Source organism: Hydrogeniiclostridium mannosilyticum (genome assembly GCF_003268275.1).
Taxonomy (GTDB): domain Bacteria; phylum Bacillota; class Clostridia; order Oscillospirales; family Acutalibacteraceae; genus Hydrogeniiclostridium; species Hydrogeniiclostridium mannosilyticum.
The window spans coordinates 132,750-153,553 of sequence record NZ_QLYR01000002.1 but is presented as its reverse complement, the minus strand read 5'-3'; the positions used below and the strand labels follow the sequence as shown (position 1 = coordinate 153,553).

Below are 20,804 nucleotides of genomic sequence, written 5' to 3'. Positions count from 1 at the left end.
AGGGCAAGCTAGATGGAGAACAGAGCTCCCATTTTGGGCATTATCGGCGGGCTGGGGCCCATGGCAACCGCTCACTTTTTAGAGCTGACCGTACAAATGACGCTGGCCGGCAGCGACCAGGAGCATTTGGAAGCCATTATTTTCGACAGGCCCTCCACGCCCGACCGCACCGCCTATATTCTGGACCGCCGCCGCCCTTCGCCGCTGCCCCAGCTTCAGCAGTCGGCGCGCCAGCTCGAGGCCCTGGGCGCCACCTGCCTGGCTATTCCGTGCATCACGGCCCATTATTTTTTGCCCAGCCTTACACAGTCCGTGGGTATACCGGTCGTCAACGCGCTGGAGCAGACCGCTCGGCTGCTGCAAAAAAGGGGCGTCCATACCGCCGGCATTCTCGGCACCAGCGGCACCATTCAGTCCGGCCTGCTGCAGGACGTGCTGGGCGCTTCACACATTCGCTGTGTTGTGCCGGACGACGCCCGGCAGCAGGGAATTATGAGCGTCATTTATGACGAGGTTAAGGCCGGCCGGCCGCCCAGCCTGGATAAGGTGGCGGCAGCGGCCGCTTTTCTCCGCAGCCAAGGCGCCGAGTGCAACCTGCTGGCCTGCACGGAGCTTTCCTTGCTCAAAAAGGATTATTCCCTTGGCGCCGGGATTCTGGACATTCTGGAGGTGCTTGCGCAGGCCTGTGTGCTTCATTGCGGCAAGCCGCTGCGGCCTGAATACCAGAACCTAATTACAGGCTGACGCCCTCCTCCGCGGTCCGGGCAGCGCCGGAAAGCTTTTTCCGCAGCAATAAACTGGAACAAATCAAGCGGGCTCCGCTGCCTGCTTTTGGGATTGAAAGGCTTGATTAATTTATGTGTGGATTTGTAGGATTTTTCAGGAACGGCTGGGACGGCGACCGCACCGCGGCCATTCGCGCCATGGCAGACCAGATTCGCCACCGCGGGCCCGACCAGGACGACTACTATGTCGATGATGAAATTGCAATGGGCTTCCGCCGCCTGAGTATTATCGACCTTGAGGGAGGCAGCCAGCCGATTCAAAACGAGGATGGCAGCAAGGTGCTGACCTTTAACGGCGAAATCTATAATTTTCAGGAGCTGCGCGGCGAGCTGCTGGAAAAGGGCCACCGCTTCAAGACAAAAACGGACAGCGAGGTCCTGCTGCACGGCTATGAGGAGTGGGGCGCCGGGCTGCTGCAGCGCCTGCGCGGCATGTATGCCTTTGTCATTTGGGATTCCCAGGCACACAAGCTCTTCGGCGCCCGGGATATTTTCGGCATCAAGCCCTTCTACTACTATCAAAAAAATGGGGATTTCTTCTATGGGTCCGAAATCAAATCCTTCCTGGCACACCCCCATTTTGTCAAGGAGCTGAACGAGGAGCGCCTGCCCGAATACCTCTGCTATGAATACATTCCGGATGAAGAGACCATGTTCCGCAATGTCTATAAATTGCCGGGCGGCCATTATTTTGAATATACCGGCGGTGCGATGCACATTGAGCCCTATTACCAAATTCGCTATCAGATCGACGAAAGCAAGACCCTGGAGCAATGGGAGGACCTCATCACCGAGGAATTTTCAGGCAGCGTGCTGGCGCATAAAATCGCGGACGTAGAGGTCGGCTGCTTTCTCTCCAGCGGCGTTGACTCCAGCTATGTCGCCAAGGAGGTCAGCAAGACGGCGGACGGTATCAAAACCTTCTCCGTCGGCTATGAGGAAGAAAAATACAGCGAGCTGCCCTATGCCCAGGATTTCAGCCGGGCCGCCGGCCTGCCGAATATCAGCAACAAGGTCAGCGCGGACGACTTCTTCGGCGCTGCCGGGCTGGTGCAGTATTACATGGATGAGCCCATGCCCAACCCCTCTGAAATCCCGCTCTATTTCCTCGCAAAAAATGCCGCCCGCTATGTAAAAGTGGTCCTGTCCGGCGAGGGCGCGGACGAGCTCTTCGGCGGCTATCCCATGTACCTGGCCGGCATGCACTTTGACCATTATACCCACCGGACGCCCCGTGCCGTCCGCAAGGCCCTCGGCGCTATAGCCGCCCGGCTTCCCGCCTTTAAAGGCCGTAATTTTCTCATCCGCGGCGCCATGGAGCCTTACCAGCGCTTCATGCGCAGCAATTACGTCTATACGCGCGACAACGTCGGGCAATACCTAAAAAAGGATTACCACCCCAAGGACCCGGTGGAATACGTCAAGCCGCTGTTTGAGCGCGTAAAGGACCTGGACGAGCCCAGCCAGCTGCAATATGTGGACATTTACACCTGGATGCTTTACGATATTCTGCAAAAGGCCGACCGCATGAGCATGGCAAATTCCTTGGAGCTGCGCGTTCCGTTCCTCGACAAGAGAATGCTGGAGCTCGCCATGCAGATCCCCTCCCGTTACCGGGTTCAGGGCGAAACCACCAAGGTAGCTCTGCGCGGCGCGGCGCTGAAACAGCTTCCGGAGCGCACCGCCAACAAGAAAAAGCTCGGTTTTCCGGTGCCGCTCAACGACTGGCTGCGTGAGGATAAATACTACACGATGGTCAAGGAAAAATTTGAGAACAGCCCCGCTGCCTGCTATTTCAACCAGGAAGCCATTCTCAAGCTGCTGGAGCAGCACAAGGCCGGGCAAAACCACATGCAGCCCATTTGGAGCGTCTATTCCTTCCTGCTGTGGTATGATGAGTTTTTTGTAAAGCGCTGATTTCAGCACTGATTTTATCACAGCTTCCAGCCGCGAGGGTTTGACGGTTGTTTCTTTAAAGGGTATTACCGCGCACAGTATTTGCGCTCAATATCTGCAGAACCACTGTAAATATTTTACTGTGGCCTTCCGCTCCATTTCTGAAAGTAAAGCGGCGGCGTTCCTTTCCAGAACGCCGCCGCTTCTGCTTTTATTTTACAAAAAAGCCTATATCCAATATAACGTTTCCCTTTTCGTCGGGCGCTGTAAAACGCGGGCAGCCATACCGCTCAAAAAACCAACAGGCTCCGTCCGCATCCAGAACCCCCTCAAAGCCTTCTTCTCTGAGCTTCTCCCAGCACTGCGCTTCCTTCATGTAAATGTCCGGTTCTTTTCCATAGACCCAGCAAATGCCAAACGCGCTTTTGGGAAAATCAATGTACGCAAAGCCTTCCGGCACGTCTGTGTGGATTGGTACAAACATCCCGATCCAGTATTGAAACGGTTCGCCGGGTTTATCCCGCATTAGGCCGATATAGGCATCACTGTCTTCAAAGGTATCATTCGGGCTGGCGCCGGCCTGCTTTTCAATGGCCTCAAACCACCCGTTCGCCCACCATTCATCCCAGCGAGCCGCAAACATTCCGTCAACACGGTCGCTATCGCCGTACCTTTTACCAATAAACCTCACATCTCCAACACTTTGCCGGTAGGCCTTTATCATTTCAGCCATCATTTCGCCTCCATAACCATCCATGTTCAGCCTCTTAATTTGCAATTTATCTCCGTTGGACATCATTATAATATAGGGCTGTCCTAAAAAGCAATAGCAATTTTCATCCCATAAACCGGCAGTAAGCCTCGTGCCGATTTCCTGGGAAAACCCGCCGGGGCCGCGAGCCTGTACAAGGCTGCTTTACTGTTTTCGGGCCACAGCCACATCTCTCAAAATGGATTGGTCCACCCGGTGCGCAAGCCGCAAATAAGCTTCCTCCTTTTTTACCGCCAGGCCGTTCTCCTCCAAAAGGCGCTCCATTTTATCCCGCGGCAGCACGTTGGCATTCCAGGCCAACGCAAGGACGCCGCCGGGCTTCAGCACGCCAACCCATGCCGGAAGGCAGGTTCGCAGCAGCTCTGTAGGATTTCTCGTCAAAGAGGTCTGTTTTTCCTTTGTGACATTGCCGTGCTGTACACCATAGGGGAGGTCGCCGGCGATCAGGTCGAAATAATTTTTCCTGTAGTACTGGTCCGCATATTTTGCGTTTCCGGCAATCAGCTCGATTGTCCGGGTCTCCTTGCCTTTAAAGGCCTCCTTGGTCTTGGCTGTCACGAAGGTATGCCTTGCCGCCGTAAAGGATTTTCCAGGGCCGGACAGCCGCAATGCGCTATGCTCATATTTATAGCGCGCGGTTTCTAAAAAGCGCTTGACGAAATGATAGGATTCATTCACCACCGTCTCGCTGATTTCAATGCCATAAGCATTGAACCCCTTCATCAGCGCCTCGTACAGCGTGGTACCCTTGCCGGCAATGGGGTCCAGCACCCGGATATTCTCCCGCCTGTCCTGTGTATGATAGGCGATGTTGAGCAGCATGCGCGTAAAAATTTCATTCGTCTTGCCGCTATATTTCAGAATGGCGCTCATACTTTCGTCTACAAAGCTCACGCACTCCCGTGCCAGGGGTCTTAAATAGAGTTCCCCGTTAAAATGCTCCACCTTGAACAGCGCATAGACAAAGGAAAGGCCGGAAATAATCTTTAAATCCTCCGGGCCGAGCTCCCCGCCTGTCTCAAATGTCAAATAATCAATGCCGCGGATCTTCTGCTGCCCTATGCCGCTGCATATTGTCGAAAGCCGCCGGGCCGCAATGCGGAACTCCGATACAGACAGTTGAACCGACGTTTCAAAGTAAACCCGGTTGTGGCCCGGATGGTACAAAATTGCATAAATCATTCTGAATTTCCTTTCAGTAAAGTGCGTCTGCCCTCCGCAGATTCACGGTTATCCATGTACCGCCCGGCGGGGGGAGCCTCTTTTATTTTATTCGTCCCCGCGAAAAAAAACAAGGGCCCTTACCGGCTTATTTTCCTAAAGGCCATGAGCGGCTCCATCGCGTTACATGCTTTGGCAGCTGTAGGCACAGCCTAAACAACGGGCCTCAGCGAACAAAAAAAGACTGCCATGCCCGGGAAAATCCAGGCCGGCAGTCTTTGCGCTTAATCGGGTAAGAGGCTGGTTAGATCAGGTCGATAATCGCCATCTCGGCAGCATCGCCGCGGCGCGGCCCCAGCTTTGTAATGCGGGTGTAGCCGCCGTTGCGGTCCGCATATTTGGGGGCAATTTCGGTAAACAGCTTATTTGCAACCGCTTCCTTGGTTACAAACGCCATTACCAGACGGCGGTTGTGCACACTATCCTCTTTTGCGATTGTTATCATCTTCTCGGTCAAGGCGCGAACTTCCTTGGCACGAGTTACTGTGGTTTCGATTTTGCCATTCTCAAGGAGAAAAGTCACCAGTGCGCGCAGCATTGCGGTTCTGTGGCTGGTTGCTCTCCCGAGCTTTCTGGTTCCTGGCATCGAAAAATCACTCCTTTACCTTAAGGTCGGCAGGGGTTCTGCCGCTACGGGGTCTGTTTATTCGTCATCCTTGCGAAGGTTGAACCCAAGGGAAGCCAGCTTCCAAACAACTTCCTCCAAGGACTTCCGGCCCAGGTTGCGGACCTTCATCATGTCTTCTTCGGACTTGTTAATTAGGTCCTCAACAGTATTGATTCCTGCACGCTTCAGGCAGTTAAAGGAACGGACGGAGAGGTCCAGCTCTTCAATGGTCATTTCCAAAACCTTTTCCTTGCCCTTGTCGTCCTTCTCCACCATAATCTCCGTGCTGCTGCCCTTGTCGGACAGATCCACAAAGAGGTTCAGGTGCTCGGTCAGAACCTTGGCAGCCAGGGAGACAGCCTCCTGTGCGCCGATAATACCATTGGTCCATACGTCCAGAGTCAGCTTATCAAAGTCGATGCTCTGTCCCACACGGGTTGGCTCCACATTATAATTCACCTTGTAAACAGGCGTATAAATGGAGTCTACCGGAAGTTCGCCAATTACACTGTTCATATTCTGCTTATTGCGCTCCGCGGGAACATAGCCGCGGCCTTTATTCAAGGTCAGTTCCATATACAGCTTGGCGCCCTCACCCAAGGTAGCAATGTGCATTTCAGGATTCAGGATCTCGACTTCACTGTCGCATTTAATGGAATCCGCAGTTACTACACAGGGTCCCTCCGCAGAAATCTCCACAGTCTTCGGACCATCGCAATGCAGCTTGGCGGTTAAGCCCTTAATATTAAGGACAATCTCGGTGACATCTTCCTTAACCCCCGGAATGGTGGAAAATTCATGAAGTACACCGTCAATTTTAATGCATGTTACCGCCACACCCGGCAGGGAAGACAGCAGCACACGCCGCAGGCTGTTGCCCAGGGTCGTGCCGAAGCCCCTTTCCAGCGGCTCTACCACAAACTTGCCGTAGGTGCCGTCGTTAGAGAGCTCCTCTGTCTCAATTCTTGGCTTTTCTATCTCGATCATTAGCGAACCTCCTTTGAACATGAGCAAATCATTTTGCCATGATGTTTCCTATAAAAGCTAAGAAACGGCATTACTTGGAGTACAACTCAACGATCAGAGTTTCATTGATATCAAAATCAATGTCGCTTCTCTCGGACAAAGCCACGACCTTGCCCTCCAAAGACTCTCTGTTCAGTTCCAGCCACTTCGGAATCATTGTAGCCGCATTCTTCTCCAGAATCTGCTTAACATGCTCAGAACCACGGCTCTTCTCACGGATGGAGACAACCTCACCCGGAGTAACCTGGTAGGACGGGATGTCGACGCGCTTGCCGTTTACCACAATATGGCCATGGTTGACCATCTGGCGGGCCTCTCTTCTGGTGTTGGCAAAGCCGAGGCGGTAAACAACGTTATCGAGTCTTCTCTCAAGAAGCTGGAGCAGGTTCTCACCGGTTACGCCCTCGGTGTTGCTCGCCACTTCATAATAATGTCTGAACTGCTTTTCCAGCACGCCGTAGATGAACTTTGCCTTCTGCTTCTCGTTCAGCTGGATGGCATATTCGCTCTGCTTTCTTCTTCCCTGCTTCGGGTTCCGCCTGGTTTCTTTGTTGACGCCCATAACGGCAGGGCTGATTCCCAGCGCCTTACATCTTTTCAGAATCGGCTGCATATTTTTCGCCATAGCTCGTTTCCTCCTTTTTCAATTATACACGTCTTCTTTTGGGAGGACGGCATCCATTATGAGGAATCGGGGTAACGTCTTTGATCATGCTGACCTCAAGGCCCGCGCCCTGAAGCGCACGAATCGCAGCCTCACGGCCGGAGCCCGGTCCCTTTACAAAAACTTCAACCGATTTCATCCCGTGGTCAATTGCAATCTTCGCAGCGGTTTCAGCCGCAGTCTGCGCGGCAAAGGGAGTGGACTTTCTGGAGCCTCTGAAGCCAAGCTCACCGGAGCTTGCCCAGGAAATCGCATTACCCTGCGTATCCGTAATGGTAACAATTGTATTGTTAAAGGTAGACTGAATATGTGCGGCGCCACGGTCAACATTTTTGCGCTCGCGGCGGCGGCGGGTAGCTGTAGCCGCTTTTTTAGCGCCCTTTTGTACTGCCATCTTAATAAATCCCTCCCTGCTTATTTCTTCTTATTGGCCACAAGCTTACGGGGGCCCTTGCGCGTGCGGGCGTTCGTCTTAGAACGCTGGCCTCTGACAGGCAGGCCCTTGCGGTGGCGTACGCCACGGTAGCAGCCAATTTCGATGAGCCTCTTAATATCAAAAGCCACATCGCGCCTGAGGTCGCCCTCAACACGGCAGTTATGGTCAATATATTCTCTCAGCTTTGCAGCATCGTCCTCAGACAGGTCTCTTACCCTGACATCCGGGTCTACGCCGGTCGCGGCGCAGATGTCGGTAGCGGTCTTGCGGCCGATGCCGTAAATATAGGTAAGAGCAATTTCAATGCGCTTGTCTCTGGGTAAATCAATACCGGAAATACGCGCCATACTGGTTGCACCTCCAAATCTCGTTATGCGCCTTAGCCTTGGCGCTGCTTGTGTTTCGGGTTCTCACAGATGACCATGACTTTACCCTTGCGCTTAATAATCTTGCATTTCTCACAGATTTTTTTAACAGAAGGTCTTACTTTCATTTGTGCACCCTCCCTTTACGGTTGGTCTACGCACAAAAGGCACCTTCAGCCCTTTGTACGGGTTACTTATTTCGAACGCCATGTAATCCGGCCTCTCGTCAGGTCATAGGGCGAGAGCTCAATCGTCACCTTATCGCCGGGCAGGATGCGAATGAAGTTCATACGCAGCTTGCCGGAAATGTGAGCCAGAATCTGATGGTGGTTTTGAAGCTCAACCACAAACATTGCATTGGGCAAAGCCTCTACTACGGTACCTTCGGTCTCAATTACGTCCTGTTTCGACATTATATAGCCTCCTCTTGTGGAGCGCAGCCTTCCCCGGAAGCATACGCCAGGGCTCTGCGAATTTCACGGTTGGTTGTTAAGGATGCGGGAGCCAAAATCGTGGTTGAAGGAAAGAGATGCTTCCACTTCTTCCTCTTTGGATGTTCCAATCGCCGGTGTCTTCCGTCACAAATCATGGCGTAGTCGCCGTCCACTTCCACTACTGTGAACAGGCCGCCTTTGTCGCGCCCCGCGGCGGAGCGAACGACCAGCCCTTTGACAAACTCCATACAGCCACCTCAATCCGGCAAGGTTAAAATAACCGGCCCGTTCTCTGTAATGGCAACGGAGTGTTCAAAATGTGCAGAAAGCTTTCCGTCGGCCGTTACCGTTGTCCAGCCGTCTTTCAGAACTTTTACTTCCTTTACGCCCGCGTTAATCATAGGCTCAATAGCAATGGTCATGCCTGGCAACAGGCGCACGCCCCTTCCGGGTGTGCCGTAATTAGGTACGCTGGGGTCCTCGTGCATCTTCGCGCCTACTCCGTGGCCGACAAAATCTCGTACCACTGAGTAACCGCGAGCTTCGACATACCTTTGCACCGTGCTGCCGATGTCTCCAATCCGGTTTCCGGGCCTTGCGGCCTGAATCCCCTCAAAGAGCGCCTCACGTGTTGCATCCATAAGGGCCTGGGCCTCTTGAGAGACATCCCCGCATGGAAAGGTCCACGCGTTGTCTCCCACAAACCCCTCATACGTCGCGCCAATGTCAATGCTGACAATGTCGCCCTGCCGGATGACGGCGTCCTTACTTGGTATGCCATGGATAACCACATTATTTACGGAGATACAGGAACTTGCCGGGAACCCGCCATACCCCAAAAAGGTGGGAACGGCGCCTTGCTTTTCAATAAATTCCCGGACAAGCCGGTCGATCTCCCACGTTGAAACACCGGGCTGAACCGCCTCGCCGGCCAGCCTCAGCGCCCTTGATGAAATTTTTCCGGCCTCCCGCATAGCGGAAAGCTCCCGTTTTGTCTTCAGCACTACCATAGGTTCACGCTTCCACGGCAGCCAGGGTCAGCTTTGTGGTGTCCGCCACTTCCTCCTGACCTTCCACAACGAAGAGCTTGCCCTGCTTCTGGTAATAATCCTTCAGGGGCTCTGTCTCCTCGTGGTAAACCTTCAGTCTTGCCAAAACGGTATCCGGGTGGTCATCCTTACGCTGAACAAGGGTGCCGCTGCACTTACCGCAAACGCCCTCCTGCTCCGGCTTTTTATAAAGCAGGTGGTAGGAAGCGCCGCAGCTCTCGCAGACACGGCGTCCGGACATGCGTTGTACGATTTTCTCGTCCGGCACCTCAATGTCGATGACTTTATCAATCACAACGCCCATGCTGTCCAGAGCCTCGGCCTGAGGAATGGTGCGGGGGAAGCCGTCCAAAATAAAGCCGTTTTTGCAGTCATCCTTCGCCAAACGCTCCTGAATGATGCCAATCACAACCTCGTCCGGTACCAGCTTGCCCGCGTCCACAAAGGACTTCGCACGCAATCCCATCTCAGTGCCGCTCTTCAGCGCCTCACGGATTATATTTCCCGTTGAAACGGCAGGGATGTTCAAATGCTCACAGATTATTTCCGCCTGGGTCCCTTTTCCGGCGCCCGGGGCTCCTAGAAGAATAAGATTCATATCTGTTCCTCCATCAGTCCAGGAAGCCCTTGTAATGACGCATCATCATCTGGGATTCCATCTGTTTTACCGTCTCCAGGGCAACGCCCACCAAAATCAGGATGGAGGTGCCGCCGATAGAAAGCCCATGCATGCCGCTCAAGTTACTGAAGATAATCGGCAGCAGCGCGATCACGCCGAGGAAGATTGCGCCGATCAATGTCAGCTTAGACAGGATCTTCGCAATAAAGTCCGAGGTTGGCTTTCCGGGACGGATACCGGGGATGGTGCCGTTATTCTGACGAAGATTATTGGCCATTTCCACCGGATTATACTGAATCGTCACATAGAAATAATCAAAGAGGATAATCAGGACAAAATACAACAGGCAGTAAATCCAGCCCTCTGAGGAGAAGGCATCCAGCAACGCTCTGCCAAAGCCCTCCGTCGGGGCGTTTCTGCCCATGAAAAATTCAATGGTGCTTGGTATGGAGAGAATGGAGCTGGCAAAGATAATCGGCATAACGCCGGACATCGAAACCTTAATTGGAATATGCGTGCTCTGCCCTCCATACATTTTCCGGCCCACCACGCGCTTGGCATATTGGACAGGGATTCTCCGCTCGGAGTCGTTCATGAATACAATGACCCAGATAACCACGAGGAAGATTAGGACAAACAGCGGAACCAGAACAAAGTACTGGCCGTAAGCGCTCGGCATTTCGAAGGCCTGGCCCAGGAAGGTGCCCAGCAGGCCGAATGTAACCGGCAGACGCGCCACAATACCGGCAAACAACAGAATGGAAATACCGTTGCCAATGCCCTTCTGGTTGATCTGCTCGCCCAGCCACATCATCAGCGCCGTTCCTGCCGTGAAGCAGAGGATGATGATAAAAGCTGAGAAAATCTGCGCAAAACCGTCGTTGAACAGGGTGATGCTGGTCGCCTTGCCGTTGACCGTAGCCACCGAGTTTCTCAGGTAGAAATAGTACGCGGCACCTTGGATCAGGCCCAGGATAACCGTTACATAACGGGTGATCGTACTGATCTTCTTGCGGCCCTCTTCCCCTTCCTTGGCCATCCGCTCCAGGGGGGGGATAGCCACGGTCAGCAGCTGCATAATAATGGAGCTGTTGATGTAGGGGGTGATGCCCATTGCGAACAGGGTTGCGTTTGCAAAAGCACCGCCGGAGAGCATGTTGATGTAGCTCAGTGCCGTGCCGCTCGACTCAACCTGTGCCATCAAGGCCCGCAGCGCGTCCACATTCAGGAACGGAACCGGTATGCAGGAGCCAAAACGGAAAATCACAATGATGAGCAGCGTGAATAGAATTTTCCGGCGAAGATCTGGGATCGCCCAGGCGTTCTTAATTGTTTTAAACAATTAGATCACCTCTGCCTTCCCACCCGCGGCTTCGATCTTCTGTTTTGCCGCCTCGGAGAAGGCAGCTACTTGAACGGTCAGCTTCTTGGTCAATGTGCCGTTGCTCAGAACCTTAATGCCATCGCAAGCCTTTTTGACCAAGCCGGCCTCGCAGAGCGCCTTTGCGTCAACCACTGCGCCGTCCTCAAACACGTTCAAGGAGCCTACATTGATCGAAACGATCGTCTTTGCAAAAATATTGTTAAAGCCTCTCTTAGGAACACGCATTTTATACGGCATCTGACCGCCCTCAAAATCAGGGCGCATGCTGTAACCGGAACGGGCCTTTTGGCCCTTGTGGCCCTTGCCGGCGGTCTTACCCTGGCCGGAACCGTGGCCTCTGCCGATTCTCTTTGCAACCCGGGTGGAGCCCGGTACTGCCGTCAAATCATGCAATTTCATTACTTCGCACCTCCTTGCTTTCGTTACGCGTTGCTTACCTCGATGAGGTGGACAATCTTCGCCACCTTGCCCTTTGTCTGAGCGTTATCGGGCTGAACGGAAACATCGCCCACTTTTTTCAGGCCAAGAGCCTGGGCGGTTGCAATCTGGTCTTTCTTGCAGCCGATGAGGCTTTTCACCAGCTTCACCTTCACTTGTGCCATCTTGCTTCCCCCTTACAGAATTTCTTTTACGGACTTTCCGCGCACAGCAGCGACCTGTTCAGCCGTGCGGAGCTTGGAGATGCCGTCTATCGTAGCGCGCACCACATTGCAGGGATTGTTGGAGCGGAGCGCTTTTGTACGGATGTCTTTGATGCCGGCTGCTTCAATAACCGCACGAACCGGGCCGCCGGCAATAACGCCGGTACCGGGGGCGGCGGGCTTCATCAGCACTCTGCCGGCGCCGAACTCGCCAATGATTTCATGCGGGATGGTAGAACCGCGCATGGAAACCTTGATCAGATTTTTCTTTGCGTCGTCAATGCCCTTGCGGATTGCATCCGGAACCTCGCCGGCCTTGCCAATGCCAAAGCCGACTGTTCCCTTGCCGTCGCCAACGACTACGAGCGCGGCGAACTTAAAGATACGGCCGCCTTTTACGGTTTTGGAAACACGGTTGATGGCGACTACGTGCTCTTTGAACTCGTCTTCTTGCTTTCTTGCGTCAAATCTAGCCAAAAGTGTCTTCCTCCTTCATTAGAACTTGAGGCCGCCCTCACGGGCGCCTTCGGCCAGCTCCTTGACGCGGCCGTGGAAAATATAACCGCCGCGGTCAAATACGACCTGGTCAATACCCTTCTCGACGGCACGTTTCGCGACCATCTCGCCAACCTTGCGGGCAGCATCCTTGTTTCCGCCGTTCCCCTCGAACTCTTTGTCCAAAGTGGAAGCCGACACCAGGGTCACGCCCTTGACATCGTCAATAATTTGGGCGTAGATGTTTTTGGCAGAGCGAAAAACGTTCAGGCGCGGGCGCTCCGCGGTGCCCGAGATCTTGCCGCGCACTCTCAAGTGGCGCTTCAGCCTGGCTTTATTATTATCAGCCTTATTCACCATTTACGGTTCACCCTTTCTTTACTTCTTGGCGCCCTTACCGGCCTTGCCTTCCTTACGGCGGACAAACTCGCCCTCGTAACGAATGCCCTTGCCCTTATACGGCTCCGGCGGACGTTTCTCGCGGATTTCCGCTGCAAACTGGCCAACCTTCTGCTTGTCGGTGCCAAGCACGACAATGGAGTTGGCGGACGGGCACTCAATGGTGATGCCCTCAATTTCAGGGACAGTCACCTGGTGGGAATAGCCCAGGTTCATTACCAGGTTCTTCCCCTGCTTCTGCACACGGTAACCAACGCCGTTGACCTCCAGGGTCTTCTTATAGCCCTCTGTAACGCCGACCACCATGTTGTGTACCAGGGTACGGGTCAGCCCGTGCAGGGAACGGTTTTCCTTTTCGTCGTTGGGACGGGTCACGAGGATCTCATTGCCTTCCACCGCAACATTCATATTGGGGTGGATGTTCTGTGTCAGCGTGCCCTTCGGCCCCTTGACGGTAACAACGCCTGCGTCGACGGTGACCGTCACGCCTGCGGGAATATTTATGGGTTTTCTTCCAATTCGCGACATTACTGCACCCCCTTCATTACCATACGAATGCCAGGACTTCTCCGCCCAGGTTCTCACTGCGGGCCTGACGGTCCGTCATGATGCCCTTGCTGGTGGAAATGATAGCCACGCCCAGGCCCTTCATGACTCTGGGCAGCTCCTGTGCATTGGAATAAATGCGCAGGCCCGGCTTACTTACTCTGCGCAAGCCTTTAATAACGGGCATTTTGCCCTCGCTGTATTTCAGTACTACCTTGATGACGCCCTGTTTGCCGTCCTCTACAACGGTGTAGCTCTTTACATATCCCTCGTCCACCAAAATCTGAACAATAGCTTTCTTCATATTGGAAGCGGGAATTTCAACCGAATCATGCTTTGCAGAGCTCGCGTTGCGAATACGGGTAAGCAAATCAGCGATCGTATCCGTAATTTGCATGCCGTTTACCTCCTTTGCTTATGCTTTACCAGCTGGCCTTTTTCACGCCGGGAATCTCGCCCTTATAAGCAAGCTCCCTGAAGCATATGCGGCAAATTCCGAACTTGCGAAGATAGGCATGCGGCCTGCCACAGATCTTGCATCTGTTATATTCACGGGAAGAGTACTTCTGCACTCTCTTCTGTCTGACTTTCATAGAAGTTTTGGCCACAATTCAACCCTCCTTATTTCGCAAACGGGGCGCCCATGAGGCTCAAAAGCTCTCTGGATTCCTCGTCGGTCTTTGCAGTGGTCACGAAACAGATGTCCATTCCGCGAACCTTGTCAATTTTATCATAGTCGATCTCCGGGAAGATCAGCTGCTCTCTGATGCCCATATTATAGTTGCCGCGGCCATCAAAGGAGTTCGGGTTAATTCCGCGGAAGTCTCTGACGCGGGGCAGCGCTACATTAAACAGGCGGTCGAGGAACTCATACATTCTTTCGCCGCGCAGCGTAACCTTAACGCCGATGTTCATTCCCTCACGGAGTTTAAAGTTTGCAACCGACTTCTTCGCCTTGCAAACCTGGGGCTTCTGGCCCGTAATTGCTGACAGGTCGTTCATAATGGCGTCAATCGCCTTTGCGTTGTCTTTTGCCTCGCCGGCGCCGACGTTAATGACGATCTTGTCGAGCTTCGGGATCTGCATCACGCTCTTATAGGAAAACTTCTTCATCAGAGCGGGAGCAACTTCAGCCTTATAGTAATCTTTCATTCTGGCCATGTTTCTTCCTCCCTTACAGCGACTCGCCGCATTTTACGCAAATGCGTTCCTTCGTGCCGTCCTCATAGGTTTTGTGGGCAACACGTGTGGGTTTGCCGCAGCGGGGGCAAACAATTTGAACCTTGCAGGCATACATTGCGCTTTCGGCCTTGACAATACCGCCCTGCTCGCCCATTTTACGGGGCTTCACATGCTTGCTGACCATATTGCGGCCTTCTACAATGACCTTGCCCTCTTTGGGGCTGACAGCCAGTACTTTACCCTGCTTGCCGCGATCCTTACCATTTAAAATGACGACGGTGTCACCGGTTTTAACATGAATTTTGTTGTTCATTAAGTGAGCACCTCCCATTAAAGCACTTCAGGAGCAAGGCTCAGGATTTTCATGTAATCCCTGTCGCGAAGCTCTCTGGCCACTGGCCCAAAGATACGCGTGCCCCTGGGGTTCTTATCCTCTCTAATAATAACGGCCGCATTCTCATCGAAACGAATGTAAGTGCCGTCATCACGGCGGACGCCAGAAGTTGTGCGGACAATAACCGCCTTCACAACGTCGCCCTTTTTCACCTGGCCGCCGGGCGCTGCTTTCTTAACGGAAGCAACTACCACGTCACCAATATTGGCATACCTTCTGCCGGTACCGCCAAGAACGCGGATGCACATAAGCTCTTTCGCGCCGGTGTTATCGGCAACCTTCAGGTAGGTCTGCTGTTGTATCACAGTACGTTCCTCCTAACTAAGCTGAATTGTGAAGGCGGGTTATTTCGCCTTCTCAATAATCTCGACGAGGCGCCATCTCTTTTCCTTGGAAATGGGACGGGTCTCCATCACACGCACGCGGTCACCGATTGTGCATTCATTGTTCTCATCATGTGCCTTCAGCCTGACGGTACGTTTGATAATCTTTTTATAAAGCGGATGCTTTACACTGTCTTCAATCGCGACGACAACCGTCTTGTCCATTTTGTTGCTGACAACTTTGCCGACCGCGGTTTTTCTCATATTTCTATCGCTCACAGCCAATCCTCCTTCCGTTACGCATTCGCGCTATCTTTGATCTCGTTCTCGCGCAGGATTGTCTTAACGCGGGCGATATCCTTTTTGACAGCAGAAATACGCATCGGGTTATCGAGCTGGTTAATCGCGAGCTGGAAACGCAGGTTGAAAAGCTCGGCCTTGAGGTCTTTCAACTTCGATTCAAGCTCTGCGGTCGTTAATTCTCTGACTTCTGAGGCCTTCATTACTGCTCAACCCCCGTTTCTTCCTTAGTGACAAACTTGCAGCGGATCGGCAGCTTGTTAGAAGCGAGGCGCAGGGCCTCTCTTGCGGTTTCCTCCGAAACACCGCCAATTTCAAACATCACTCTGCCGGGCTTGACGACTGCTACCCAATATTCCGGCGAGCCTTTACCGGAACCCATGCGGGTTTCAGCCGGCTTCTCGGTAATGGGCTTGTCAGGGAAAATCTTAATCCATACTTGGCCGAAACGCTTGCAATAACGCGTCATTGCAATACGGGCGGCTTCAATCTGGTTAGAGGTGATCCAGGCGGGCTCCAGGGCCTGGAGGCCGAAATCGCCGTAGTTCACCTTGTTACCGCGGTATGCCTTGCCGGTCAAACGGCCGCGGTGTACTCTGCGGTATTTTACGCGCTTAGGCATCAGCATTATTGTTTGCCTCCTTCCCTACGAGACGGCTTTGCTGCCGCCTGATGGAGAACTTCGCCCTTGTAAATCCAAACCTTCACACCGATGCGGCCATAGGTGGTGGCAGCCTCGGCAAAGCCGTAGTCAATGTCGGCACGCAGCGTCTGCAGCGGAATCGTGCCGTCATGGTACTGCTCGGTCCTGGCGATTTCAGCGCCGCCCAAACGGCCGGACACCTGGGTTTTAATACCCTTGGCGCCGAGCTTCATGGCGCGGCCGATGCTCTGCTTCATGGCGCGGCGGAAAGAAATTCTCTTCTCCAGCTGCTGAGCGATGCTCTCTGCCACGAGCTGAGCGTTAATGTCAGGCGACTTTACTTCAACAATATTGATTGCGACAGGCTTCTTCAAAATGCTCTCGCACTGCAGGCGCAGCTTTTCAATTTCAGCGCCGCCCTTGCCGATGACCATGCCCGGCTTGGCGCAGTGGATGTGAATGCGAACCTTCGAAGCATCCCGTTCAATTTCAATCTTCGGAATACCGGCAGATCCGAGCTGCTTCTTCAGCGTGCGGCGAAGATTATAATCTTCAACGAGCGTGTCGCCGAAATCAGCTTTCTTTGCGAACCAGCGGGAATCCCAATCCTTGATAATACCCACACGGAGACCATGCGGATTAACTTTTTGGCCCATTAGTTTACCTCCTCTTCTGCCTTATTCTTTTTCCTTGAGCACGAGGGTAACGTGCGAGGTTCTCTTATTGATACGAAACGCGCGACCGTGTGCGCTCGGGCGGATACGTTTGAGGATGGGCCCCGGGCTTACGTGGCACTCGGCTACATAAAGCCTGCTAACGTCCATATTGTGGTTATTTTCCGCATTGGCGACCGCCGATTTCAACAACTTCTCAAGGTATTCGCTAGCGGCCTTCGGCGTATGCTTGAGGATAGCCATTGCCACGTCCGCCGGCTTGTTGCGAATTAAATCCAGCACGATGGACACCTTGCGGGGAGAAATACGGGCGTATCTTAAAACAGCCCTTGCTTCCATGCTATACACTCCTTTCGGCCGTTATTTTGTTCCGGTGGTCTTCGCGCCCGCATGGCCCTTAAAGGTCCGCGTGGGGGCAAACTCACCAAGCTTATGGCCAACCATATCCTCGGTGACGTACACCGGGACATGCTTGCGGCCATCATGAACTGCGATGGTATGGCCGACGAAATCGGGGAAAATCATAGAGGCTCTGCTCCAGGTCTTAACGATTTTCTTTTCACCGGCAGCATTCATCTCTTGAATCCTTTTCAGCAGCACAGGCTGTACATAAGGACCCTTTTTTATGCTTCTACTCATAATCTAAACAAGCTCCTTTCCGTACACCTTATTTGCCGTTTCTGCGCTTGACAATAAACTTATCGGAGCGGTTGTGGTGCGCGCGGGTCTTGTAACCAAGAGCCGGCTTGCCCCACGGAGTAACCGGGCCCGGGCGGCCGATCGGCGATTTGCCTTCGCCGCCGCCGTGCGGGTGGTCGTTCGGGTTCATAACAGAACCGCGGACGGTCGGGCGCCAGCCCATGTGGCGCTTACGGCCTGCTTTGCCGATCTTCATGTTCTCATGGTCAATGTTGCTGACCTGGCCAATGGAGGCCATGCAGTTGACACTGACGTTGCGCAGCTCGCCGGAGGGCAGGCGCAGGAGGGCCAGACCGTTCTCCTTCGCCATCAGCTGGGCCATAATACCGGCGGCACGCGCCAGCTGGGCGCCCTTGCCGGGATAGAGCTCAACGTTGTGGATGAAGGTACCGACCGGGATATTGGCCAGCGGCAGAGCGTTGCCCGCCTTGATGTCGGCATCTGCGCCAGAGACAACAACGTCTCCGACCTTCAGGCCGTTCGGGGCAATGATATATCTCTTCTCGCCGTCCTCATATTCAACCAGCGCAATAAAAGCGGAACGGTTCGGGTCGTACTCAATGGTTTTTACAGTTGCGGGGGTATTGACCTTCTGGCGCTTAAAGTCGATGATACGATACTTTCTGCGGTTGCCGCCGCCGCGGTGGCGGACAGTGATCCGGCCGTAGCTGTTGCGTCCGGATTTGTTGTTCAGAGGAGCCAGCAGGCTCTTCTCCGGGTCAACCTTGGAAAGCTTCGTGTAATCGATGACAGACATATTCCGTCTGGCAGCCGTTGTCGGTTTATAAATAATAATAGGCATTCGATTTCACTCTCCTCATGATGGCTTTGCGGGAAACTGCCAAATTCCCCATCCATGCCTTTGGCGGCTGTTCACCGCCAAACTAAGCGTTCGGCCGCCATAGGCGGCGGGCCGTGCATCCAGGCTCGGCCTGGCTTACATCATGCCTTCGAAGAATTCAATGGTCTTGCTGTCTTCCTTCAAGGTCACAATGGCCTTTTTCCAGGAAGGCGTGTAGCCCTGGCTTCTTCCCTGACGGCGAAGGCGTCCGCGCACATGCATGGTGTTGACCTTCTGCACCTGTACGCCGAACAGTTCTTCCACCGCTCTGGCAATATCAATCTTGGTCGCATCTTTCGCAACTTCGAAAGTGTACTTTTTCATCGCGATCCCGCTCATGCTTCTCTCCGTGATAATCGGGCGGATTACAATGTCCTGAGCTGTCATCACGCATACACCTCCTCAATCTGAGCGACGGCATCCTTGACGACGATGAACTTGTCGGCATTGAGGATGTCGTACACATTCAATGTGTTCACAAAAGCCGTCTTAACGCCCGGAATGTTGGCAACGGAGGCCACGATCTTGTCATTCTTTTCAGAGAGGACAATCAACGCCTTCTTCTCGGAGCCAACGGCCTTGAGCATAGCGGCCATGGTCTTGGTCTTGTACTCGTCCAGCGCAATGCTGTCGAGGACGACGAGCTCATTGTCCTGCACCTTGCTGGAAAATGCGGACTTCATTGCCAGCCGGCGAACCTTCTTGTTCACGGTATAGCTGTAATCGCGCGGCTTCGGCGCAAAGACAATGCCGCCGTGCGTCCACTGGGGAGCGCGGGTGGAGCCCTGTCTTGCGCGGCCGGTCCCCTTCTGGCGCCACGGCTTTTTGCCGCCGCCGGAAACCTCTGCGCGTGTCAGCGCGGACTGTGTGCCCTGACGCTGGTTGGCCAGATAGTTCTTGACCATGTGGAGCATAACGCTCTTATTGGGTTCAATCCCAAAAATAGCTTCGGAAAGGTCGATTTTCTCAACTTCCTTGCCGTTCATATCAAGTACTGCTACTGTAGGCATTACAATTCCTCCTTCCCTTACGCCTTGACGCTGTCGCGGATCACGACAATGCCGCCGTTGGGGCCAGGCACTGCGCCCTTGAGAGCGATCAGATTATTTTCCGCGTCTACCTTCACGACTGCAAGGTTCTGGACGGTCACCTTCTCGGCGCCCAGATGGCCGGCCATCTTCAGGCCGGGAAAAACTCTGGACGGGCTGGAGTTTGCGCCGTTGGAACCGCCGTGACGGGCGACAGGGCCGGAACCGTGGGTTTCCTTCAGGCGGTGGAAGTTCCAGCGCTTAATAACGCCGGCGTAGCCCTTGCCCTTGCTGGTGGCGGAAACGTCCACGTGGTCGCCGCCGGCGAAAACGTCCGCCTTTACCAGGTCGCCTACGTTATAGGCCTCTGTGTTCTCGAAACGGAACTCGCGCAGGACCTTCTTCGGGGCGACGTCGCCCTTGGCGAAATGGCCCTTCATGGGCTTGGTCACCTTGTTGGCCTTCAAATCCTTGAAGCCCATCTGCACAGCCGCATAGCCGTCGTTTTCAACGGTTTTCTTCTGCGCAATCACGCAGGGGCCGGCTTCGATGACGGTTACGGGAACCACATTGCCCTTTTCATCGAAAATCTGCGTCATGCCGATTTTCTTGCCGATGATACCTTTTTGCATGTTTTTTCCTCCTAGTTCAGGTTATTGGTTGGCATTGCCAACATGACCTCGGCCGCTGGTAGGTTGAATTAGAGCTTGATCTCCACTTCAACGCCGGCGGGGAGCTCCAGGCCCATCAACGCCTCAACGGTTTTGTTGGACGGGCGCAGGATGTCGATCAGCCTCTTATGGGTTCTCATCTCAAACTGCTCGCGGCTGTCCTTATACTTGTGAACAGCGCGCAGGATGGTCACAACCTGCTTCTCGGTCGGCAGCGGCACGGGCCCGCTCACGCGTGCGCCGGTGCGCTTTGCTGTCTGTACGATTTTCTCAGCGGATTGGTCCACCAGCAGATGATCGTACCCCTTGATTCTGATCCTGATTTTTTCTTTGACTGCCACTAAAATCGCCTCCTTATTGTAGTTGGCGGGCGGCGTTTTTAATTTGCATACACAGCGCCGGGTGTTTCACCATCCGGCATAAAAAAACCGGATTCCCTTTTCAGTTGGAAAATCCGGGTGTAAGCATAAAAACGTCTGGATATAGCCAAGGCACGCAACCCAGTCCTTATACGGCACATCCAAATATTTATCGCCCGGTTTAAAATCGGACATACTCCACGGAAAAACCGGCGTATTTCAGCCGCAACCTCCCGCTTCAACGCATATCTGTCGCAGTCATGCTCTATTATAATACCATACCCTTACAGGGATTGCAAGAATTTTTTTCTCTTTTTTGCAAGAAAATTTCGTTTACTTTTTGTGCACTAT

General features: G+C 53.6%; 36 protein-coding genes. 2 read left to right on the top strand and 34 right to left on the bottom strand.

The features are described from left to right. Positions 1–12: 12 nt before the first annotated feature. Both cuyB and asnB read left to right on the top strand, forming a co-directional pair. Positions 13–744, top strand: a complete 732-nt coding sequence (gene cuyB / locus DPQ25_RS05565) for a cysteate racemase (protein ID WP_112332193.1) — start codon at positions 13–15, stop codon at positions 742–744. A 113-nt stretch (positions 745–857) separates the two neighbouring features. Continuing rightward, positions 858–2,702 carry an asparagine synthase (glutamine-hydrolyzing) gene (asnB, locus tag DPQ25_RS05560; RefSeq protein WP_112332192.1) on the top strand — a complete coding sequence of 615 codons (1,845 nt, stop codon included), beginning with the start codon at positions 858–860 and terminating at the stop codon, positions 2,700–2,702. A 190-nt stretch (positions 2,703–2,892) separates the two neighbouring features. Here the strand turns inward: asnB and DPQ25_RS05555 are convergent, their stop codons facing one another. The 34 genes from DPQ25_RS05555 to rpsJ form a co-directional block, all read right to left on the bottom strand. After that, the gene (locus tag DPQ25_RS05555) at positions 2,893–3,438 is read right to left on the bottom strand and encodes a hypothetical protein (RefSeq protein ID WP_207657293.1); all 546 of its coding nucleotides are present in this window, start codon (positions 3,436–3,438) and stop codon (positions 2,893–2,895) included. Between the two features lie 159 nt (positions 3,439–3,597). Then, positions 3,598–4,635, bottom strand: coding sequence for a TRM11 family SAM-dependent methyltransferase (locus DPQ25_RS05550; RefSeq protein WP_112332191.1), 1,038 nt, complete (start codon positions 4,633–4,635; stop codon positions 3,598–3,600). Positions 4,636–4,918: 283 nt separating this feature from the next. Continuing rightward, positions 4,919–5,260, bottom strand: coding sequence for a 50S ribosomal protein L17 (rplQ, locus tag DPQ25_RS05545; RefSeq protein ID WP_112332190.1), 342 nt, complete (start codon positions 5,258–5,260; stop codon positions 4,919–4,921). A gap of 57 nt (positions 5,261–5,317) precedes the next feature. Next, the gene (locus DPQ25_RS05540; RefSeq protein WP_112332189.1) at positions 5,318–6,268 is read right to left on the bottom strand and encodes a DNA-directed RNA polymerase subunit alpha; all 951 of its coding nucleotides are present in this window, start codon (positions 6,266–6,268) and stop codon (positions 5,318–5,320) included. A gap of 70 nt (positions 6,269–6,338) precedes the next feature. After that, positions 6,339–6,932 (bottom strand): 30S ribosomal protein S4, encoded by a 594-nt coding sequence (gene rpsD / locus DPQ25_RS05535; protein ID WP_112332188.1) that lies wholly within the window; start codon positions 6,930–6,932, stop codon positions 6,339–6,341. 22 nt (positions 6,933–6,954) lie between these two features. After that, entirely contained in the window at positions 6,955–7,365 is a 411-nt protein-coding gene (gene rpsK / locus DPQ25_RS05530; RefSeq protein WP_112332187.1) for a 30S ribosomal protein S11, read from the bottom strand. Between the two features lie 20 nt (positions 7,366–7,385). After that, positions 7,386–7,754, bottom strand: a complete 369-nt coding sequence (gene rpsM, locus DPQ25_RS05525; protein ID WP_112332186.1) for a 30S ribosomal protein S13 — start codon at positions 7,752–7,754, stop codon at positions 7,386–7,388. A gap of 32 nt (positions 7,755–7,786) precedes the next feature. After that, a complete protein-coding gene (gene rpmJ, locus DPQ25_RS05520; protein ID WP_022174947.1) occupies positions 7,787–7,900 on the bottom strand; it encodes a 50S ribosomal protein L36 in 114 nt (37 codons plus the stop codon). Between the two features lie 66 nt (positions 7,901–7,966). Further along, positions 7,967–8,185 (bottom strand): translation initiation factor IF-1, encoded by a 219-nt coding sequence (infA, locus tag DPQ25_RS05515; protein WP_112332185.1) that lies wholly within the window; start codon positions 8,183–8,185, stop codon positions 7,967–7,969. Beyond that, entirely contained in the window at positions 8,185–8,454 is a 270-nt protein-coding gene (locus tag DPQ25_RS05510; RefSeq protein ID WP_112332184.1) for a KOW domain-containing RNA-binding protein, read from the bottom strand. Before DPQ25_RS05510 ends, infA begins: the two co-directional genes overlap by 1 nt. A 9-nt stretch (positions 8,455–8,463) precedes the next feature. Then, the gene (map, locus tag DPQ25_RS05505; protein ID WP_112332183.1) at positions 8,464–9,216 is read right to left on the bottom strand and encodes a type I methionyl aminopeptidase; all 753 of its coding nucleotides are present in this window, start codon (positions 9,214–9,216) and stop codon (positions 8,464–8,466) included. A 4-nt stretch (positions 9,217–9,220) separates the two neighbouring features. After that, positions 9,221–9,853: an adenylate kinase gene (locus DPQ25_RS05500; protein ID WP_112332182.1), complete on the bottom strand. Its 633-nt coding sequence runs from the start codon at positions 9,851–9,853 to the stop codon at positions 9,221–9,223. 13 nt (positions 9,854–9,866) lie between these two features. Next, entirely contained in the window at positions 9,867–11,216 is a 1,350-nt protein-coding gene (secY, locus tag DPQ25_RS05495; RefSeq protein ID WP_112332181.1) for a preprotein translocase subunit SecY, read from the bottom strand. Then, complete coding sequence (gene rplO, locus DPQ25_RS05490) at positions 11,217–11,657, bottom strand: 50S ribosomal protein L15 (RefSeq protein ID WP_112332180.1); 441 nt, start codon at positions 11,655–11,657, stop codon at positions 11,217–11,219. A 23-nt stretch (positions 11,658–11,680) separates the two neighbouring features. Further along, a complete protein-coding gene (gene rpmD / locus DPQ25_RS05485; RefSeq protein WP_112332179.1) occupies positions 11,681–11,860 on the bottom strand; it encodes a 50S ribosomal protein L30 in 180 nt (59 codons plus the stop codon). Between the two features lie 12 nt (positions 11,861–11,872). Continuing rightward, entirely contained in the window at positions 11,873–12,376 is a 504-nt protein-coding gene (gene rpsE / locus DPQ25_RS05480; protein ID WP_112332178.1) for a 30S ribosomal protein S5, read from the bottom strand. Between the two features lie 18 nt (positions 12,377–12,394). Next, positions 12,395–12,754 carry a 50S ribosomal protein L18 gene (gene rplR / locus DPQ25_RS05475; protein WP_112332177.1) on the bottom strand — a complete coding sequence of 120 codons (360 nt, stop codon included), beginning with the start codon at positions 12,752–12,754 and terminating at the stop codon, positions 12,395–12,397. Between the two features lie 18 nt (positions 12,755–12,772). Further along, on the bottom strand, positions 12,773–13,321 hold the full coding sequence (rplF, locus tag DPQ25_RS05470; protein ID WP_112332176.1) for a 50S ribosomal protein L6: 549 nt from the start codon (positions 13,319–13,321) through the stop codon (positions 12,773–12,775). A gap of 16 nt (positions 13,322–13,337) precedes the next feature. Next, on the bottom strand, positions 13,338–13,736 hold the full coding sequence (rpsH, locus tag DPQ25_RS05465) for a 30S ribosomal protein S8 (RefSeq protein WP_112332175.1): 399 nt from the start codon (positions 13,734–13,736) through the stop codon (positions 13,338–13,340). Positions 13,737–13,761: 25 nt separating this feature from the next. After that, complete coding sequence (locus DPQ25_RS05460; protein WP_112332174.1) at positions 13,762–13,947, bottom strand: type Z 30S ribosomal protein S14; 186 nt, start codon at positions 13,945–13,947, stop codon at positions 13,762–13,764. A 13-nt stretch (positions 13,948–13,960) separates the two neighbouring features. Then, positions 13,961–14,500 carry a 50S ribosomal protein L5 gene (rplE, locus tag DPQ25_RS05455; RefSeq protein ID WP_112332173.1) on the bottom strand — a complete coding sequence of 180 codons (540 nt, stop codon included), beginning with the start codon at positions 14,498–14,500 and terminating at the stop codon, positions 13,961–13,963. Positions 14,501–14,513: 13 nt separating this feature from the next. Further along, a complete protein-coding gene (gene rplX / locus DPQ25_RS05450; RefSeq protein WP_112332172.1) occupies positions 14,514–14,834 on the bottom strand; it encodes a 50S ribosomal protein L24 in 321 nt (106 codons plus the stop codon). Between the two features lie 17 nt (positions 14,835–14,851). Beyond that, complete coding sequence (gene rplN / locus DPQ25_RS05445; protein WP_112332171.1) at positions 14,852–15,220, bottom strand: 50S ribosomal protein L14; 369 nt, start codon at positions 15,218–15,220, stop codon at positions 14,852–14,854. 39 nt (positions 15,221–15,259) lie between these two features. Next, positions 15,260–15,517, bottom strand: coding sequence for a 30S ribosomal protein S17 (rpsQ, locus tag DPQ25_RS05440; RefSeq protein WP_177576859.1), 258 nt, complete (start codon positions 15,515–15,517; stop codon positions 15,260–15,262). Between the two features lie 17 nt (positions 15,518–15,534). Next, positions 15,535–15,741, bottom strand: a complete 207-nt coding sequence (rpmC, locus tag DPQ25_RS05435; protein ID WP_112332170.1) for a 50S ribosomal protein L29 — start codon at positions 15,739–15,741, stop codon at positions 15,535–15,537. Beyond that, the gene (rplP, locus tag DPQ25_RS05430; RefSeq protein WP_112332169.1) at positions 15,741–16,166 is read right to left on the bottom strand and encodes a 50S ribosomal protein L16; all 426 of its coding nucleotides are present in this window, start codon (positions 16,164–16,166) and stop codon (positions 15,741–15,743) included. Before rplP ends, rpmC begins: the two co-directional genes overlap by 1 nt. After that, positions 16,166–16,837 (bottom strand): 30S ribosomal protein S3, encoded by a 672-nt coding sequence (rpsC, locus tag DPQ25_RS05425; protein ID WP_112332168.1) that lies wholly within the window; start codon positions 16,835–16,837, stop codon positions 16,166–16,168. Before rpsC ends, rplP begins: the two co-directional genes overlap by 1 nt. 21 nt (positions 16,838–16,858) lie before the next feature. Beyond that, entirely contained in the window at positions 16,859–17,194 is a 336-nt protein-coding gene (rplV, locus tag DPQ25_RS05420) for a 50S ribosomal protein L22 (RefSeq protein ID WP_112332167.1), read from the bottom strand. Between the two features lie 21 nt (positions 17,195–17,215). Beyond that, positions 17,216–17,494, bottom strand: coding sequence for a 30S ribosomal protein S19 (rpsS, locus tag DPQ25_RS05415; RefSeq protein ID WP_112332166.1), 279 nt, complete (start codon positions 17,492–17,494; stop codon positions 17,216–17,218). A 28-nt stretch (positions 17,495–17,522) separates the two neighbouring features. Then, entirely contained in the window at positions 17,523–18,356 is an 834-nt protein-coding gene (gene rplB / locus DPQ25_RS05410) for a 50S ribosomal protein L2 (protein WP_112332165.1), read from the bottom strand. Positions 18,357–18,491: 135 nt separating this feature from the next. Then, positions 18,492–18,782 carry a 50S ribosomal protein L23 gene (gene rplW / locus DPQ25_RS05405; protein ID WP_112332164.1) on the bottom strand — a complete coding sequence of 97 codons (291 nt, stop codon included), beginning with the start codon at positions 18,780–18,782 and terminating at the stop codon, positions 18,492–18,494. Further along, on the bottom strand, positions 18,782–19,405 hold the full coding sequence (gene rplD, locus DPQ25_RS05400) for a 50S ribosomal protein L4 (RefSeq protein ID WP_112332163.1): 624 nt from the start codon (positions 19,403–19,405) through the stop codon (positions 18,782–18,784). Before rplD ends, rplW begins: the two co-directional genes overlap by 1 nt. 17 nt (positions 19,406–19,422) lie before the next feature. Further along, entirely contained in the window at positions 19,423–20,055 is a 633-nt protein-coding gene (rplC, locus tag DPQ25_RS05395) for a 50S ribosomal protein L3 (RefSeq protein WP_112332162.1), read from the bottom strand. A gap of 68 nt (positions 20,056–20,123) precedes the next feature. After that, the gene (rpsJ, locus tag DPQ25_RS05390) at positions 20,124–20,435 is read right to left on the bottom strand and encodes a 30S ribosomal protein S10 (RefSeq protein ID WP_112332161.1); all 312 of its coding nucleotides are present in this window, start codon (positions 20,433–20,435) and stop codon (positions 20,124–20,126) included. Positions 20,436–20,804: the final 369 nt, after the last annotated feature.

Bases quoted from the DNA above. Each gene is read 5' to 3' on its own strand.
- rplD (WP_112332163.1), bottom strand. From the start codon at position 19,405: ATGCCTACAGTAGCAGTACTTGATATGAACGGCAAGGAAGTTGAGAAA.
- rplR (WP_112332177.1), bottom strand. From the start codon at position 12,754: ATGGTGAATAAGGCTGATAATAATAAAGCCAGGCTGAAGCGCCACTTG.
- rplV (WP_112332167.1), bottom strand. From the start codon at position 17,194: ATGGAAGCAAGGGCTGTTTTAAGATACGCCCGTATTTCTCCCCGCAAG.
- rpsK (WP_112332187.1), bottom strand. From the start codon at position 7,365: ATGGCAGTACAAAAGGGCGCTAAAAAAGCGGCTACAGCTACCCGCCGC.
- rplQ (WP_112332190.1), bottom strand. From the start codon at position 5,260: ATGCCAGGAACCAGAAAGCTCGGGAGAGCAACCAGCCACAGAACCGCA.
- cuyB (WP_112332193.1), top strand. From the start codon at position 13: ATGGAGAACAGAGCTCCCATTTTGGGCATTATCGGCGGGCTGGGGCCC.
- infA (WP_112332185.1), bottom strand. From the start codon at position 8,185: ATGTCGAAACAGGACGTAATTGAGACCGAAGGTACCGTAGTAGAGGCT.
- rplB (WP_112332165.1), bottom strand. From the start codon at position 18,356: ATGCCTATTATTATTTATAAACCGACAACGGCTGCCAGACGGAATATG.
- asnB (WP_112332192.1), top strand. From the start codon at position 858: ATGTGTGGATTTGTAGGATTTTTCAGGAACGGCTGGGACGGCGACCGC.
- rplF (WP_112332176.1), bottom strand. From the start codon at position 13,321: ATGTCGCGAATTGGAAGAAAACCCATAAATATTCCCGCAGGCGTGACG.
- DPQ25_RS05555 (WP_207657293.1), bottom strand. From the start codon at position 3,438: ATGGATGGTTATGGAGGCGAAATGATGGCTGAAATGATAAAGGCCTAC.
- rpsC (WP_112332168.1), bottom strand. From the start codon at position 16,837: ATGGGCCAAAAAGTTAATCCGCATGGTCTCCGTGTGGGTATTATCAAG.
- rplX (WP_112332172.1), bottom strand. From the start codon at position 14,834: ATGAACAACAAAATTCATGTTAAAACCGGTGACACCGTCGTCATTTTA.
- rpmC (WP_112332170.1), bottom strand. From the start codon at position 15,741: ATGAAGGCCTCAGAAGTCAGAGAATTAACGACCGCAGAGCTTGAATCG.
- map (WP_112332183.1), bottom strand. From the start codon at position 9,216: ATGGTAGTGCTGAAGACAAAACGGGAGCTTTCCGCTATGCGGGAGGCC.
- DPQ25_RS05550 (WP_112332191.1), bottom strand. From the start codon at position 4,635: ATGATTTATGCAATTTTGTACCATCCGGGCCACAACCGGGTTTACTTT.
- DPQ25_RS05540 (WP_112332189.1), bottom strand. From the start codon at position 6,268: ATGATCGAGATAGAAAAGCCAAGAATTGAGACAGAGGAGCTCTCTAAC.
- rpmD (WP_112332179.1), bottom strand. From the start codon at position 11,860: ATGGCACAAGTGAAGGTGAAGCTGGTGAAAAGCCTCATCGGCTGCAAG.
- rpsH (WP_112332175.1), bottom strand. From the start codon at position 13,736: ATGCAAATTACGGATACGATCGCTGATTTGCTTACCCGTATTCGCAAC.
- rplE (WP_112332173.1), bottom strand. From the start codon at position 14,500: ATGGCCAGAATGAAAGATTACTATAAGGCTGAAGTTGCTCCCGCTCTG.
- rpsS (WP_112332166.1), bottom strand. From the start codon at position 17,494: ATGAGTAGAAGCATAAAAAAGGGTCCTTATGTACAGCCTGTGCTGCTG.
- rpsM (WP_112332186.1), bottom strand. From the start codon at position 7,754: ATGGCGCGTATTTCCGGTATTGATTTACCCAGAGACAAGCGCATTGAA.
- rplW (WP_112332164.1), bottom strand. From the start codon at position 18,782: ATGACAGCTCAGGACATTGTAATCCGCCCGATTATCACGGAGAGAAGC.
- DPQ25_RS05500 (WP_112332182.1), bottom strand. From the start codon at position 9,853: ATGAATCTTATTCTTCTAGGAGCCCCGGGCGCCGGAAAAGGGACCCAG.
- rplP (WP_112332169.1), bottom strand. From the start codon at position 16,166: ATGCTGATGCCTAAGCGCGTAAAATACCGCAGAGTACACCGCGGCCGT.
- DPQ25_RS05510 (WP_112332184.1), bottom strand. From the start codon at position 8,454: ATGGAGTTTGTCAAAGGGCTGGTCGTTCGCTCCGCCGCGGGGCGCGAC.
- rplO (WP_112332180.1), bottom strand. From the start codon at position 11,657: ATGAAATTGCATGATTTGACGGCAGTACCGGGCTCCACCCGGGTTGCA.
- rpmJ (WP_022174947.1), bottom strand. From the start codon at position 7,900: ATGAAAGTAAGACCTTCTGTTAAAAAAATCTGTGAGAAATGCAAGATT.
- rplC (WP_112332162.1), bottom strand. From the start codon at position 20,055: ATGCAAAAAGGTATCATCGGCAAGAAAATCGGCATGACGCAGATTTTC.
- rpsD (WP_112332188.1), bottom strand. From the start codon at position 6,932: ATGGCGAAAAATATGCAGCCGATTCTGAAAAGATGTAAGGCGCTGGGA.